The following is a 14,760-nucleotide window of genomic DNA, read 5'->3' on the forward strand; positions in this document are numbered from 1 at the left end:
TAAAACAACAAAATACATTCTCTCCTGCGAAGCACCATGCACAACGTCTCCTTGCGGAAGGATTTATCATCCAACCATCAATAAGGAACTTAGATTGAATTGCCCTATTCCTCGTGATTCAAATGAATGGACAAGACTCTATAAAATTAGAACAATTACAGAAAGAACTAATCACATTCTCAAAAATACACTAGCCATTTCAAAACTAAAAATAAATAAAACCTCTTCACTAAAATCTGAATTACTTTTATCTGGAATAACTCAACTTATTTCAGTAATTATCAGCTACAACATGAATATAAAAAACAACATACTTTCTTTAAGAAGATTAGTTTCTTAAAGCCTATCTATAGTGTTTAAAATTTCCAATTAAATATCCTAAAGCTACTTTAGCCTAAATTCTTTTAATAGTTTTGCAATGGGCTATTATATAATAATTATCTTAATATCATCTTAACTTTTCTATGTTTATTCTACTGTTTTATATAATGTTTTATAAACAAATAAATTTTCTTAATTTATTAAATTCATTTTCTTTTTATAATAAATTATTGTATTTATGTGTCTATTGTTGGTTTTTCTGTTGTTATTATATTTTACATAAAATAAACAATTCCACCTAAAAGATACCATTGAGTAATCTTTTAATGAAATTGTTTATCTAATATACTACTTTTTAAATAGCCTTTATATCATTTTAATATTCAAAACATTTTTTATAAAAATTTTTCCTAACTTATTCACATGTTACTTTAAAATATTCACCCTTAGCTTTTACTATATGACCTGAACTATAAGGCTTATTATCTATAGTTATATAAACTTTATTAACTCCGTAGTATTTTCCTATAGTATTTACAATGCTCTCTAAGATAGCACTTTCAAATCCTGAGCCTGCATTCATTTCTTTTACAAAATTACTGCTAAAATCTATATATACCATGCCATCATCATTTAAATATAAACTATTTATAGTTACATTTTTCCCTAACAATTGTCCCTTGTTATTTCCTGGAAAGTTCTTAAATAAATTTTGAATAGCAATTTTAGTTATATCATTAGTGGAAAAAGTAAGTTTTTTATCTTCATAATGAATTTTATAATTTTCATCTGGATAATAACATCTTATACTTTGATTTAATCTCATATTCTCTTCTATACTTTTTAAAGTTGAAGTAACTTTCATGGTTTTAATATCATAAATAGATTTAATTAACCCCTTGTTAACAGCGTAATACTGTAAATCAATTTGGCCATTTGTATTTTCTGTTGTAACTTCAAGAGCACTACAATCTCCATTGCCTATTGAAATCTTTACATCTACCCTTGAAATATATCTTTTACTTCCATCTGATAATTTCCATGTAGTACCTACCACTAGTGGCTCCTTTAGTAATACTTCACTTACGTTATATGGTTTATTGGTGAAATTTTCTCTATAATAACACTCATTTCTTTCAAATTTTTTTGCAATTTCTCCATTATTATTTTGTAAAACTGTGACCGTTTCTGTTCCTCCATTATTACTTCTTAGTTGAACCTTATTACCATTTATATAATCAACGTAGGTAACATATTCTGCATACTCTGAATTTGTACCAGCATAACTGTATTTTACATTTTCCTTAAATTTAAAATAGTCATCTATACTATAACTTGACTTATGGTTATTATTACTTTCTTCTGGTTTAGTAGTGCTATTCTCTTTAGTAGTTTCTTTAGAACCTGTATTTTTTTCTTCTTTTAAGGTATTATCAATGTTGTTTGTTACAACATTATTATTATTTATATTAGTATCTACATGAATATTCTTATCTTCTTCACTATTTTTATTACCACAACCAGCAAGAAAAACTGCTACTGCAAAAATTATTACAGGAATCACTTTTCTTCTCACAACAATCACTCCCTAAAATATTCTCTATATAATATACGCAAATACATCCAAATAATCCCATAAAATAAAAATAAATTTATTCCATAGAATTCCACCTTCTAAGTTTACTATATTTTCAAAATCAGTAGACTATAAATTTATCTCTTTTTATATTGTAAATTCATAATATTAAAGATAATATATAAGTGAAATTTATTTATATGGGGGATTTTTATGGACGTAATTTTAGGGCTAATCATTTCTACAATTATATTTATAACAGGAGTAATTACAAATATAGATACTGTTATATCTTTATTCATGGTACTATGTATATTCTTTATTATAGCACTAAAAAGAGGTGTCTCTATTAGGGATGGTTTTAGATATTTAATTGAAGGAGGCAAAGAATCCTTAGGGGTATTAAAAATATTTATTCTAATAGGAGCAATCGTTTCTCTTTGGATGATTTCTGGTACAGTTCCTTCAATTGTTTATTATGGAATTAATCTTATTCATCCAAGCTTCTTTGCTGTAAGCGCCTTTATTTTGTCAGCTTTTATATCTATGCTCCTTGGAACTTCCTTTGGTACCATTGGTACTGTAGGTATTTCTTTGATAGTAATGGCTAGAGCTGGTGGTGGCAATACACTTATAATAGCTGGAGCAATTCTTTCTGGTGCCTATCTTGGAGATAGAGCATCACCTATGTCTTCCAGTGCAAATCTAGTTGCATCGATTACAAATACCAATCTCTACGATAATATTAAGAGAATGACTAAAACTTCTTTAATGCCATTAATATTATCTCTAGGTTTATATTTATTTCTATCCTTATTCATGCCTGTAAATTATAGTAACTCAGATATATTATCTCAGCTAACTGAAACTTTTAATATAAATATAATAGCATTGCTTCCTGCATTAATTATAATTGTACTATCATTCTTTAAAATTGAAGTGAAAATTTCTATGTTTATCAGTATGACTGTAGCTGCTATTATATCTTTCATTTTTCAACATGCTACCTGTAGTGAAATTATTAAAACTGCCATCTTTGGTTTCCAATTACCTATTGATAACCCTCTTTACAGCATCATAAAGGGTGGAGGTATAATATCAATGATAAAGTTAGCCTTTATAGTATTTCTCTCTTCAGCACTTACCGGAATATTTCAAGGGGCTAATATGCTAGATTTTATAGAAGAATATTTAAATAAAATAAAAAGACCTTATACTTTATTTCTCACTACTATAATAACTAGTATCATTAGTTCCATGGTTGGCTGTACTCAAGTATTGGCAGTAATGCTTACAAAAATGACTATGAATGATACCTATATTAGATTAGGTTATGATAAAGAACGATTGGCACTTGATCTAGAAAATTCAGCTATTGTAATAGCTCCTTTAATACCTTGGAATGTAGCTGTATTAGTACCTTTAACCACTTTAGGTGTAGATGCAAGAGCTATTTTATTCTCTTTTTATTTAATTTTATTACCACTAATAAGCCTAATGTCTACATATTTAAAAAGTCATAAAGAATATAATTTTATGACATATAATATTGAAAAATAACTTAATAAAAAACTTATATAACATAACTTTTTTTAACAAAACCATACCTATGGACTAGGCACACAACAGTGTTTTAGTCCATAGGTATTTATTATAATTATAATTATTATTAGTATTTATTATTCATAAATTCATCTTACATATCATTTAAATTTATTCAGATATTATCTTAGATTCTTCCATAATCTCAATTTCTATGCCTTTAGCTTTGGCTGTTTTTATAAGCTCTTCATTAACATTAAGTGGTGAATATAATGATATTTTCTTCAATGTAGGTATACTAAGCAATTTATCATAATTCTCAATAACTTTATCATGTAGTGTAATTTCTTTTAAATTAGTAAGGTTTTCTATACCCTCCAAATTGGGAATCCCTGTAACAGATAGTGAAAACTTCTCAACTTCTGGGAAATTTTTCAAACCTAAAAGGCTAGTAGGCTTCTTAGTCTGAATATCAAGTTTTTTTACATTTGGAAAATATGGCATCTCTTCTAAAGAACCTTTCTTAGGAAAAACAATTTCTAAGTCTTCTAATTTTCCAAAAGTATCAAGCTCTCCTAATTTATTTAGATATCCATACCAGATAGACATTCGTTTTAGATTTTTGCATTGCAAAAGAGGCCTATAATCCATAATAAAACCTTCATCATCTATAAAAAGTGTATTAAGGTAATTCATATGCTCAATACCATTTAAGCTCTTTACCTTGCTAACAGTACTAATCCAAATACTTTCTATTTCATCTAATTCACCTTGTTTTAAAGAAAGAAAGGCAGGCTTTTTTATTTCCTGTGAACGTTTTATTTCTGCCTCTAAATTTCCATCCTTTATTATTCGATTAGAATAAACATAGTAGTTTGTGGAAAATAACAATATACCTAGAACTATAACTAAAGCAATCTTTATTTTCTTTTTATCGGAATTCTCTTTAACTGCATAAAAAATAGTTAAAACTGATAATACTATAAAAATTATAATATAGTTAGGAATATAAATATAAAAAAATCTAAATATAAAATAATTTAATATTGGAAAAATCAATATCATATATTCCTTCCAATTCTTCCTATGAAACCCAATACCACATATCATAAGTATAATCCAAAACACTGGTGAATCATCATAAATATCATGAAATCCTGAAATAAATAATTGAAGAAATATAAATCCTATTAAAATACATATCCCTATTAAGTACTCCTTTTTATAATTTTTAGGTTTATCTTTAATTTTATCATTATTAATAATATTATCCATTTTAGACCTCCAGCAATAATTAAAACTATATTTACATCAATTTTAACTTACTCATATTTACAGTTTATCTTTACGTAATATAACAGTATACTCTATATTTTACAATATATAGAGTTATAATGCTATAAATTTAATGGATAATTCTTTTTAGTCCATATAAGTTAATGTCCTAACCATCCTATCTTCTCCTATGACACTATTATCAAATATCTCTTTAGCATTATCTATAAACTGTGCTGGTTCTCCCATAATAGGACTAAAATGAGTTAATATAAGCTCTTTAACTCTTCCTTCCTTAGCTAGAGTGGCAGATTCTCTAAAAATCATATGCTTATTTTTGATAGCCTTGTCTATATCCTCATCCTTACCATAGGTACCTTCACAGATAAACAAATCACTTTCTGCAATGAATTCCACCATTGAATCCATTGGTCTGCTATCAGTTATTAAACTAATCTTAACTCCTCTTCTCTCATCTCCTAATACCATATCTCCAGTATATGTTTTCCCTTCAAAAGTTACTTCTTCCTGCCTTTGTAGCTTACTCCATAGATTTTTAGGAATGTTATTTGCCATAGCCTTTTCTACATTAAACTTTCTTTCCCTTTTAAAATAAAAACTATATCCCTTGCAAGGTGATGAATGGTCTACATCTATAGCATTTAATATTATTTCACTACTATGAATTTTTCTATGCTCATTATTCTCTGCCACATGTATCCCATCCTTTGATACATTAAGCTCTACCTTTGAAGGGGCTTCTATAATATTTACCTCATAGGGTAAATATTCTGCAACAACCCTTAGACCATTTACAACCCTAGTAATTCCCTCAGGACCAATTATAGTTAAAGGCTCAGTTCTACCACTATTACCTATAGTTGAAAGAAGCCCTGGAAGTCCTATGATATGATCTCCATGGGTATGGGTAATACATATAATATCAATGGACTTAACCCCCCATGCCACCATCTTCATAGAAACCTGAGTCCCTTCACCACAATCTATAAGTATCTTTCTCCCTTTATAATTAATTAAAGTGGCCGAAAGATTTCTTTCCGGCATTGGCATAGATCCTCCACAGCCTAATAAACATACATCTATCATTGTTTTCCTCCATTATTTTATAAGTTATAATCTAATGTAATTTAAAATCTATAATAGATTTTAAACCATATTAAGTATATTTACAAAAACTCCATAAATAATACTAGAGTCTTAGATATTTATTTAACACTTCACATATTCTAGACTTTTAATCCCTCTCATAGTACAATTTAATTATGACGTAGGGGGGATATGTATGAAATTTATCGATTTAAGAAGTGACACCGTAACAGAACCAACGGAAGCTATGAGAAAGGCTATGTATGAAGCTACTGTAGGTGATGATGTATATGGAGATGATGAGACTACTGTAGAACTTGAAAAATATGCTGCAGAACTTGTAGGCAAAGAAGCTGCACTATTTGTTCCTAGTGGAACCTTTGGGAACCAACTTTCATTACTTACTCACTGTAGACAAGGGAATGAGGTTATTCTAGGAAATGACTGTCATATAGTTTGTCATGAAGTTGGAGCAGCATCAATTATTGCTGGAGTTCAACTTAGAACCTTAAATAGCAATAAGGGTGAACTTTCACCTAGTGAAATAGAAGCAACCATAAGAAAGGAAGAAGATATCCATTATCCTGATACAGCCTTAATATGTCTTGAAAATTCTCATTCAAATGGAAGAGTTATTTCTCTAGAAAATATGGCTGAAATAAGAAAAGTTGCTAATAAATATAATTTACCTATTCATCTAGATGGTGCAAGATTATTTAATGCAGCTGCTTATCTTGATGTAGATGTAAAGGAAATCACTAAAAATGTAGATACAGTAATGTTCTGCTTATCAAAAGGACTTTGTTCTCCTGTAGGATCTATTTTAGCAGGTAGCAAAGATTTTATTGATAGAGCTAGAAAATATAGAAAACTAATGGGTGGCGGCTTAAGACAATGTGGTGTAATAACTGCTGCTGGGCTTGTGGCATTAAAAGATATGAGAAAAAACCTAAAAGTAGATCATGAGAAAGCCGTATACTTATCTAAAGAACTAGCAAAACTTCCTGGATTTAAAGTAATGGAAGATAACCTACACATAAATATGGTATTCTTTAAACTACCTACTTCTGTAAATTCTCAAGACTTAGTTCAACACCTTTTAGAAAGAGGCATAAAGGTTTGTGATATAGAAGATGGCTTAATGAGATTTGTTACTCACTACTGGATTAGTTATGAAAACATAGATTTTATTATAAAAACACTAAAAGATTACTTAACTACTTAATGATTATATTTTAACCTAAGGTTGTAGGTTAAGTGCTTATTCTATTCACTTTTAACTATAACCTAGGTTATTTTTATGTTATATAAATACAATTATAGAAATTATGTATACGTTGTAGTAAAATTATGTTGTTGTAATAAATATATTGGGGAATACTATTTTATTATAATTACACTCACTAACTACAATGGCAAAATATTTAACTTATATGGGAGGATTAATCATGGAATTTCTATTGAAGGGCATAATGTCCCTCACCTGGCAACAACTAATAATGTGGGGTATAGGTGCAGGGCTAATATGGCTTGCTATTAAAAAAGGTTTTGAACCGGCACTTTTACTACCAATGGGGTTTGGTGCTATTCTTGTAAACTTACCACTCTCTGGAGCTGTAACTCAACTTATTAATGGTCATGAAGAAATCGGAATAATAGACAATTTATTTAATATGGGTATAGCTAATGAGCTATTTCCACTTATTTTATTCATAGGTATTGGAGCTATGATCGACTTTGGTCCATTGCTTACAAATCCGAAAATGCTTTTATTTGGCGCTGCAGCTCAGTTTGGTATATTCTTTACCATTTCTTTAGCGGCACTATTAGGATTTTCATTAAAAGATGCAGCTTCCATCGGAATTATAGGAGCTGCTGATGGACCTACTTCTATCTTTGTTGCAAACTATTTTAAAAGCAATTACATAGGACCCATAACCGTGGCCGCCTATTCCTATATGTCTTTAGTACCAATTATTCAACCAGCTGCTATCAAGCTAGTAACTACTAAAAAAGAGAGACAGATAAAAATGAAGTACAATCCTAAATCTGTTTCTAAAACTACAAAGATATTATTTCCAATAATAGTTACTGTTATTGCTGGTCTTATTGCACCAACCTCTGTAGCTTTAATAGGTTTCTTAATGTTTGGTAACCTAATTAGAGAATGTGGTGTTTTAGAAAGGTTATCCAGCACTGCACAAAATGAATTAGCTAACTTAGTAACCTTACTTTTAGGAATTACTATAGCTTCTAAGATGAAAGCTGAATTCTTTGTAACCTCTCAAACCTTTATGATTATAGGTCTTGGTCTAATTGCATTCATATTTGACACTATTGGTGGAGTTTTATTTGCTAAATTTATAAATCTATTTGCAAAGGATAAAATTAATCCAATGGTTGGAGCAGCTGGAATATCTGCATTTCCTATGTCCGCTAGAGTAATCCAAAAAATGGGTCAAAAAGAAGATCCTCAAAACTTCTTATTAATGCATGCGGTTGCAGCTAACGTATCTGGACAAATAGGATCTGTTATAGCTGGTGGACTAGTTCTCTTCTTAATCGGAGGTGGCATGTAATGAATATAAATATAGAGGCATTCATGGAAAGTTTAATTGTAATGGGTAAAGGTATGGGTGGAATCTTTGTAGTAATGCTTATAATATTTTTAGCTATTAAAGGATTAGGCTCCATATTTAAAGGTGAAGAATAAACAATATATAGCAAAGCTCTATGACTAAAAGTCTTCAGTCATAGAGCTTTTATGATTTTAATTTCCTGAAATAGTTACACCTTTAATTTTCATCCAAGGAGTTACGGATTCTCCAGTATTTAAAGTTTCTATAGAAATTTCTTCTATATTATTAAACATATCCTTTAAATTTGAAGTTATCATAGTTTCAGTTATGGCATACTTAATTTCTCCATTTTCAACATAAAAACTATTTTTAGCTACTCCTGAAAAATCTCCATTTGATGCTGGCATATCTCCTGAAAATCTTCCTAGAATTATTCCTTTTTTAGTCGATTTTATTATATCTTCTATGGATTTATCTCCATTATCCACAACTATATTAAAGTCAGTTTTAGTAACTGGCTTTCCAATTTTCTTTGCAGCATATAATCCTATAATAAATGACTTTAATATCCCATTTTCTATGATACTTATATTCTCTGTTTTATATCCATCTGCAGTTATGAAGTTTTTATTAGCTATCTCATCACATAATGGCATGCATTTAACCGTAAAATTATGATTAGCAACCTTCTCATTTAATTTATCCTTTAAAATACTTGTACCACCAATTAGTGATCTATCTCCAAGAAAATTTATATTATAGTAATATAGCATTTCTACTACTAACTCTGGAGTTAAAATTATATCTCCAATAAATTTATCCTTTATTCTCTCGCAATTAAGTTGACTAACTATATCCTTAAATCTTTGTCTAACATCAGCATACTCCATAAAATCTAAAGGTAATTCATTAAATAAATAACTAAAACCTGTAAAAGATGTAGATTTTTCACCCTCCTTTGCCAAGAACCCTATGTCAACTCTATATATTCCTTCTACTATTTTAAAGTCTACACCATTAGAATTTAAAAAATTAGTTTCACTACTATTGAATTCTAAGGTAGTTCCATCCACAAACTTAACCTGCGGAAACTCTTCCTTTAGTTTCTTTAAAAACACACTTGTAAATTCATACATCTTATCTAAGTCTGGCTCACTAGCTCCACTACTAAATTCCTCTTTAGGTTGCTCTTCTGCAATATCATTACACTGATCACTCTCTGCTGATTCACACATCTCCATTAACTCTTTAATTTTTGTATTTATTGCTTCTTCTTCTAGTTTATTTAAGGTTATAGTAGATTTTTTATCATCCTTTATAGCTACTAAATCTATGTTAGTATCAATAGTTGTTCTTAAAAGAGTTATATCTTCATTTCCAAAATTCAACTCATATTTTTTATTACTTTTAAGAATGCATTGAGACTTATCCGCCCCTTGCTTCACTATATTATCAATACAATATAAGGCTATTTCTCTATTTCCCATACTATTTTCCCCCTATATTTACACTACATTTTATTGCAGGTCCACCCATACCTACAGTTATAGGTTGTTTCTTGCCACACATTCCACTATTTGACCATGAAAGGTCATCAGATACCATGGTAACAGTCTTTAACATATCAAAGGCCACTCCTGATATAGTGGTATCCTTTATGGCTTTACCTAGCTTTCCATTCTTTATTTCATAGCCCATAGTTACTCCAAACATAAACTCACTAGTAGCATCAGCTTGACCATTACCAGGATTCATTAGATAGTATCCATCCTCTACAGAAGCAATCATTTCTTCAAGTTTATTCGTTCCTGGAAGGATACAAGTGTTTCGCATTCTTATTATAGGCTCATCTGAAAACTCATAGGCTCTTGCATTTCCCGTTGGTGCTACATTAAACATATTTGCACTTTCTTTATTATGCATATATCCCTTTAAAATGCCCTTATCTATTATAGTTACATCCTCTGCCTTAGTTCCTTCATCATCTATATATATAGGTACTAGACATGTATCACCAAATGCTGTATTAGCATAATCCACTAAAGTAATTAACGGACTAGCTACCTCTTTGCCCATATATTCATTTGCTATAGAGCCAGCTAGTACAACGTCTGCCTCTGTAGTGTGTCCAACTGCTTCATGGGCAAGGATACCAGCTAAATCTGTAGCCAATATACACTCTTTTAATCCACCACTTGCATATACTCCCTCAGCCTTTTCTCTTAGTCTTTCATAAGTCTTATCTATTTTTTCATATAGATCTTCTGGTTTTAAAAATTTATCTTCAAATTGACCCAATCCACTTATAATTTCATATAATTCTATAGGTACACCATTATTATCATTAACCACTAATTCTATCATTATATTTGCTCTTGGTAAAAATGAATATAACTCAGCTCCAGAAGATGTAATAAGACTTTTTTCCATATTTAATTCATTAATTCTTATACTTCTGCTAACTAAATTACTATATTTTTTTATAATATAATTATCTATCTCTTTAGTAAATTCTATTAATTGTTTTTGAGTTAATCTTGCCTTCTTTGTAGCAAATGATTTTTCTATAGAATAGTTTGAAGTTATTAACTCTCTATGCCTACTCACTGACTTAGAATTTAAAAATTCCCCATTTTGTCTTGCAATATTTAATACTTGTCTAATACTTTCATCCTTAATATTAGAATTAGAAGCAAATCCCCATGCTCCATTTACATTTACTCTTGCAGAAATACCACTAGAAGATGATCTAATATTCTGAATCAAATTGCCATTTGTCATCATTATACCTATGGATGAATTTTCTTGGCATCGCAGTTCTGTATACCCCTTTAGCAAATTAGAATATTTACTGAAATTTGATATAATCATAAACTTCCCCCCTAAAATTAGCATTTTTATATCCATGTTATTATTATACATTAATTACATTTATTTTAAAATGTTTTTATATATTACTTGAAATTTCAAAGGCTATCATCATATATCTTTCTCTTTCACTTAAGTCTAAATTACCAAGAATTCTTTTTTCCCACTTTTCACTATCTAAGTTATCTGCTGAGTATAGAAATTGAAAAAACTCTACTCCTCTAAACTTGCACATAGCTGCTAGTGATGCACATTCCATATCCACAGCAATACATCCTTCAGCCTTTCTTTTTTGCATATTTCCTATGGTTTCTCTATAAATTGCATCAGTTGTCCAAATCTTTCCTTTAACATAGGGAATTTTTAAATCATTTAATATACTTGCCAATTTATCAGCCTTTTCAATAGTTACATAATCACTTGGTTTCATATAGTGATAACTTACCCCTTCATCTCTATATGCATCAGTTGGAACAATTAAATGTCCAGCTGTAATATTTTTATCTAATGAACCACAAGAGCCATATACTATAACCTTCTCTGCTCCCATAGCTATAATTTCTTCAAGGGTACCTGTTGCAAAGGAGCCTCCTACTGGAGTCATATAAAATCCTATATCCTTGCCCTTGTAATTCATCTTATAAATAATTATGTCACCATTTACTGACCTTGTAACTCCTACTTGAACTACATCTTCTAACTTTGAAAAAACATCCATTACTTTATGAGAAAAAGTGGCTATTACTACTTTAGGAAAACCTTCAATTCTCTCTATTACTTCCTTTGGATTTATTATGGACTCCATGCACTCATCAAAACTGTGAATTATACTCATTTTTCCATCTCCTTTACACTCTTATCAACTTTACTCACCATTCTGATTTTCTTTTAAATTTTTAATAAGCTCATCTACATCTCTTGGATTATTAAGTACTATTATCTTCTTGTCTTTATAGTTTTTAAGCTTTTCTAAAATCTTAGGTCTTTCATTTTTATTAAACTTCCATACCCATTTAACAAACTCTAAATCTAACTTTTCTTCACATCCCTCTGTCATATCTGGCCTTTTCTTTCCTTTGAACATGAATCTTCTCTTTACAATTCTATAGGTGCAAAGTAGAGTTGACATATTAAGAAATATTATTGTATCTGCTGAGTTTAACCTAATATCCATAGTTGATCTATAGTTTCCATCTATAATCCATTGATCATTATCAGCTAATTCTCTTACTACACTCTCCCATTTATCCTTTGGCGTCTCTATCCAACCCGGGTTCCAATACAAAGTATCTAGATGATATACAGGAAGATTTAATGTGTTTCCTAACTTACGTGAAAATGTAGATTTACCTGAACCACCACTACCTATTACAGCAATCTTATTCATATTTATAAATATTCTCCTTATCCTTAATAATTTTTTACATGATAAGCACTATACTATTAAATGCCCTTATCTAAGGATAAATAAACCAATTCTTTATCTTCTCTAACCTTAGTCATTCCAACCTTATTTAATAAGTTAATAGAGGGCATATTATCTCTTAAGCATTCTGCCGTAATTACCTTCACAGATTCCTGCGAAAATGCCCATTCTATCAAAGCATTAACTGCTTCATAGCCATACCCAAGCATTCTTTTGCTTTCAACTATGTTATAACCAATTTCAATTTCTCCAATCTCATTTGAAAAACCTTTAAATCCACCATCACCAATTATGGTATTGTCCGCCTTATCAATAAAAATCCAAGGTCCATATCCATCAGGAAGTTTCTTTTCTATCTGAGCCTTAAATATTGGTAAAGCAGGCATTATATCGGAGCTTGGCCATTCTTCATTAAAATTTACACCTATATGATCATATGCATTTATATCATTTTTTAAGACTTCTGTTATAAATCTAAGTGACATTGTTCTAATAATTAATCTCTCAGTTTCAATTCCTATAACTTGGTTTAAAATCATAATTATCTCCTTCTGATGTATCTGTTACAATACTTCTTCTCTAATATCAATCCATTCTCTTTTCAATAAATCCATGTACATTACATCTGAAAACTTTCCTGTTCTACTATCAAAGAACCCTTCCCTTACAATTCCAATTTCTTTGAAGCCTAAAGCTCTATATAAACTGTGAGCGCGTTTATTATCTATCATGCTAGTAAGTTCAATCTTATTTAAATTTAAAAATCTAAACATGAAATCTATGAAATGACTTAAAGCATCCTTTCCATAGCCCTTTCCTTGCTCTTCCTTCCAAATCTTTATTCCAAATTCACATTTTTGCTCCCTTTTATCCCAGCCACAATAACTCATCTCACCTATAGGAGTCATATCCTCCTTCTTGCAGATTATAAATCTTTTACTTGCAGCATATAACTGTGAATTTAAAACTTCCTTCTCTATACTATTTCTTATCGCAGTCTTACTCTCTAAAGTACCATAGGCTAAGGCAGCATGAGACATAAAACTTCCATCATTCCACCATTTATATAAATACTCCTCATCTCCTAGTTCAAGTTGCCTTATAACTACACTTTTCCCCTCTATCATAAATATCTCCTTTAATACTTTATAAAATCAAAACCTAAAACTTCTATGTGCTCATTCTTATCTAAGGATTTATCATAATTTTTTCTAAGCTGTATCATGTTTAAGTGATCAAAACCACATTCCTTATATAGTTTAATATCACTAACTTTCCTTAGAATTACTTTTCGAATAAAGCTCTGCCCATGCTGGGAAAAATCCTGAATTTATAGCAATATTTTGTGAGTGGAAATGAGATTCTGCCGTTCCATAAAAAGGAATCTTTCCTCTCTTTAAAATCTCATTTTTTAAAAGTTTAACTAAGGTGGTTCCTATTCCCTTACCTCTGTGATTTGGCAGAACATCGATACCTATTTGCCACATGGTTTTACTATCTTCACTGGCACCCGCCATACCAATTATTTCATCACCATCCCAAGCAGAAACTGCAAGCATATCTGGATGATTTTTATCAAATAAAAAAGCTTCTCCAAATCTCTTATCACCCTCAAACTTCAAAATTTCTTCTTGCTCGTACCATTTTATATCATAAATAGGTTTATCCATCTCTTGCACATCAGGATTTGGTAGATAATAATGGTGAGCATCTGCTATCTCATGTCCAACCTCCTGTAGCTTTTTATCAATAGCTCTAAGTTTAGGATATTCAAATAGCCATGCAGCACTTGCATTAATAAATTTTTCTTCAAACCATGGCATCAATGTAGGAGTTGTACTAATAATTGCTTTGTTTCCAAAACATAGTATTTTAAGAGCACATCCATCATTATCATAAATTCTTCTACCTTCAACAAGTTTATTCTCAACTACTGTATTTACTTCTTTTTCAAAATCAGCTACTTCACAGCTATAATCCAGAGCTAACTGAGCCTTAGCAATTTCTATAATTTCATTTTTTGTATACATATCAATATTCTCCTTTATATTCATAGAACTTTCTCT

The 14,760-nt window shown here is 30.0% G+C and carries 14 protein-coding genes and 1 pseudogene; 5 read left to right on the plus strand and 10 right to left on the minus strand.

All coding sequences use genetic code 11. The annotated features are described in order from the left end of the window. Window positions 1-340 (plus strand): annotated as a pseudogene (locus tag IO99_RS19255) (transposase); the annotation flags it as partial. A 396-nt stretch (window positions 341-736) separates the two neighbouring features. On the opposite strand, the gene IO99_RS02465 reads toward IO99_RS19255, so the two are convergent. Next, entirely contained in the window at window positions 737-1,897 is a 1,161-nt protein-coding gene (locus tag IO99_RS02465) for a GerMN domain-containing protein (protein WP_242844070.1), read from the minus strand. A 213-nt stretch (window positions 1,898-2,110) separates the two neighbouring features. Between IO99_RS02465 and IO99_RS02470 the strand changes: the two genes are divergently transcribed. Then, a complete protein-coding gene (locus IO99_RS02470; protein WP_035129806.1) occupies window positions 2,111-3,457 on the plus strand; it encodes a Na+/H+ antiporter NhaC family protein in 1,347 nt (448 codons plus the stop codon). Window positions 3,458-3,610: 153 nt separating this feature from the next. Here the strand turns inward: IO99_RS02470 and IO99_RS02475 are convergent, their stop codons facing one another. Continuing rightward, on the minus strand, window positions 3,611-4,714 hold the full coding sequence (locus tag IO99_RS02475) for a hypothetical protein (RefSeq protein ID WP_035129809.1): 1,104 nt from the start codon (window positions 4,712-4,714) through the stop codon (window positions 3,611-3,613). 147 nt (window positions 4,715-4,861) lie between these two features. Then, window positions 4,862-5,821, minus strand: a complete 960-nt coding sequence (locus tag IO99_RS02480) for a ribonuclease Z (RefSeq protein ID WP_035129812.1) — start codon at window positions 5,819-5,821, stop codon at window positions 4,862-4,864. A gap of 196 nt (window positions 5,822-6,017) precedes the next feature. On the opposite strand from IO99_RS02480, the gene ltaE reads away from it, so the two are divergent. The 3 genes from ltaE (at window position 6,018) to IO99_RS19585 (ending at window position 8,534) form a co-directional block, all read left to right on the plus strand. Further along, complete coding sequence (gene ltaE / locus IO99_RS02485; protein ID WP_035129814.1) at window positions 6,018-7,046, plus strand: low-specificity L-threonine aldolase; 1,029 nt, start codon at window positions 6,018-6,020, stop codon at window positions 7,044-7,046. A gap of 223 nt (window positions 7,047-7,269) precedes the next feature. Further along, window positions 7,270-8,400, plus strand: a complete 1,131-nt coding sequence (locus IO99_RS02490) for a sodium ion-translocating decarboxylase subunit beta (protein ID WP_035129817.1) — start codon at window positions 7,270-7,272, stop codon at window positions 8,398-8,400. Further along, window positions 8,400-8,534, plus strand: coding sequence for an OadG-related small transporter subunit (locus IO99_RS19585; protein ID WP_341349072.1), 135 nt, complete (start codon window positions 8,400-8,402; stop codon window positions 8,532-8,534). The genes IO99_RS02490 and IO99_RS19585 overlap by 1 nt, the downstream gene beginning before the upstream one ends. A 57-nt stretch (window positions 8,535-8,591) precedes the next feature. Here the strand turns inward: IO99_RS19585 and IO99_RS02495 are convergent, their stop codons facing one another. The 7 genes from IO99_RS02495 to IO99_RS02525 form a co-directional block, all read right to left on the minus strand. Beyond that, complete coding sequence (locus tag IO99_RS02495) at window positions 8,592-9,887, minus strand: metallopeptidase TldD-related protein (RefSeq protein WP_035129819.1); 1,296 nt, start codon at window positions 9,885-9,887, stop codon at window positions 8,592-8,594. 1 nt (window position 9,888) lies between these two features. Continuing rightward, window positions 9,889-11,271: a TldD/PmbA family protein gene (locus IO99_RS02500; RefSeq protein ID WP_035129821.1), complete on the minus strand. Its 1,383-nt coding sequence runs from the start codon at window positions 11,269-11,271 to the stop codon at window positions 9,889-9,891. A 76-nt stretch (window positions 11,272-11,347) separates the two neighbouring features. After that, window positions 11,348-12,103, minus strand: a complete 756-nt coding sequence (locus IO99_RS02505; RefSeq protein ID WP_035129824.1) for a nucleoside phosphorylase — start codon at window positions 12,101-12,103, stop codon at window positions 11,348-11,350. 30 nt (window positions 12,104-12,133) lie between these two features. Beyond that, window positions 12,134-12,655, minus strand: coding sequence for a DNA topology modulation protein (locus tag IO99_RS02510; RefSeq protein WP_035129826.1), 522 nt, complete (start codon window positions 12,653-12,655; stop codon window positions 12,134-12,136). Between the two features lie 56 nt (window positions 12,656-12,711). Further along, window positions 12,712-13,233 (minus strand): GNAT family N-acetyltransferase, encoded by a 522-nt coding sequence (locus IO99_RS02515; protein ID WP_035129829.1) that lies wholly within the window; start codon window positions 13,231-13,233, stop codon window positions 12,712-12,714. Between the two features lie 24 nt (window positions 13,234-13,257). Then, complete coding sequence (locus tag IO99_RS02520) at window positions 13,258-13,821, minus strand: GNAT family N-acetyltransferase (protein ID WP_035129832.1); 564 nt, start codon at window positions 13,819-13,821, stop codon at window positions 13,258-13,260. 141 nt (window positions 13,822-13,962) lie between these two features. Further along, window positions 13,963-14,724 carry a GNAT family N-acetyltransferase gene (locus IO99_RS02525; protein ID WP_035129834.1) on the minus strand — a complete coding sequence of 254 codons (762 nt, stop codon included), beginning with the start codon at window positions 14,722-14,724 and terminating at the stop codon, window positions 13,963-13,965. Window positions 14,725-14,760: the final 36 nt, after the last annotated feature.

This window comes from Clostridium sulfidigenes, from assembly GCF_000732635.1.
GTDB classification, from domain to species: domain Bacteria; phylum Bacillota; class Clostridia; order Clostridiales; family Clostridiaceae; genus Clostridium_J; species Clostridium_J sulfidigenes.

Coding starts and splice junctions, on each gene's coding strand:
- ltaE (WP_035129814.1), top strand. CDS start 6,018: ATGAAATTTATCGATTTAAGAAGTGACACCGTAACAGAACCAACGGAA.
- IO99_RS02490 (WP_035129817.1), top strand. CDS start 7,270: ATGGAATTTCTATTGAAGGGCATAATGTCCCTCACCTGGCAACAACTA.
- IO99_RS02505 (WP_035129824.1), bottom strand. CDS start 12,103: ATGAGTATAATTCACAGTTTTGATGAGTGCATGGAGTCCATAATAAAT.
- IO99_RS02520 (WP_035129832.1), bottom strand. CDS start 13,821: ATGATAGAGGGGAAAAGTGTAGTTATAAGGCAACTTGAACTAGGAGAT.
- IO99_RS02480 (WP_035129812.1), bottom strand. CDS start 5,821: ATGATAGATGTATGTTTATTAGGCTGTGGAGGATCTATGCCAATGCCG.
- IO99_RS19585 (WP_341349072.1), top strand. CDS start 8,400: ATGAATATAAATATAGAGGCATTCATGGAAAGTTTAATTGTAATGGGT.
- IO99_RS02475 (WP_035129809.1), bottom strand. CDS start 4,714: ATGGATAATATTATTAATAATGATAAAATTAAAGATAAACCTAAAAAT.
- IO99_RS02525 (WP_035129834.1), bottom strand. CDS start 14,724: ATGTATACAAAAAATGAAATTATAGAAATTGCTAAGGCTCAGTTAGCT.
- IO99_RS02500 (WP_035129821.1), bottom strand. CDS start 11,271: ATGATTATATCAAATTTCAGTAAATATTCTAATTTGCTAAAGGGGTAT.
- IO99_RS02510 (WP_035129826.1), bottom strand. CDS start 12,655: ATGAATAAGATTGCTGTAATAGGTAGTGGTGGTTCAGGTAAATCTACA.
- IO99_RS02515 (WP_035129829.1), bottom strand. CDS start 13,233: ATGATTTTAAACCAAGTTATAGGAATTGAAACTGAGAGATTAATTATT.
- IO99_RS02470 (WP_035129806.1), top strand. CDS start 2,111: ATGGACGTAATTTTAGGGCTAATCATTTCTACAATTATATTTATAACA.
- IO99_RS02495 (WP_035129819.1), bottom strand. CDS start 9,887: ATGGGAAATAGAGAAATAGCCTTATATTGTATTGATAATATAGTGAAG.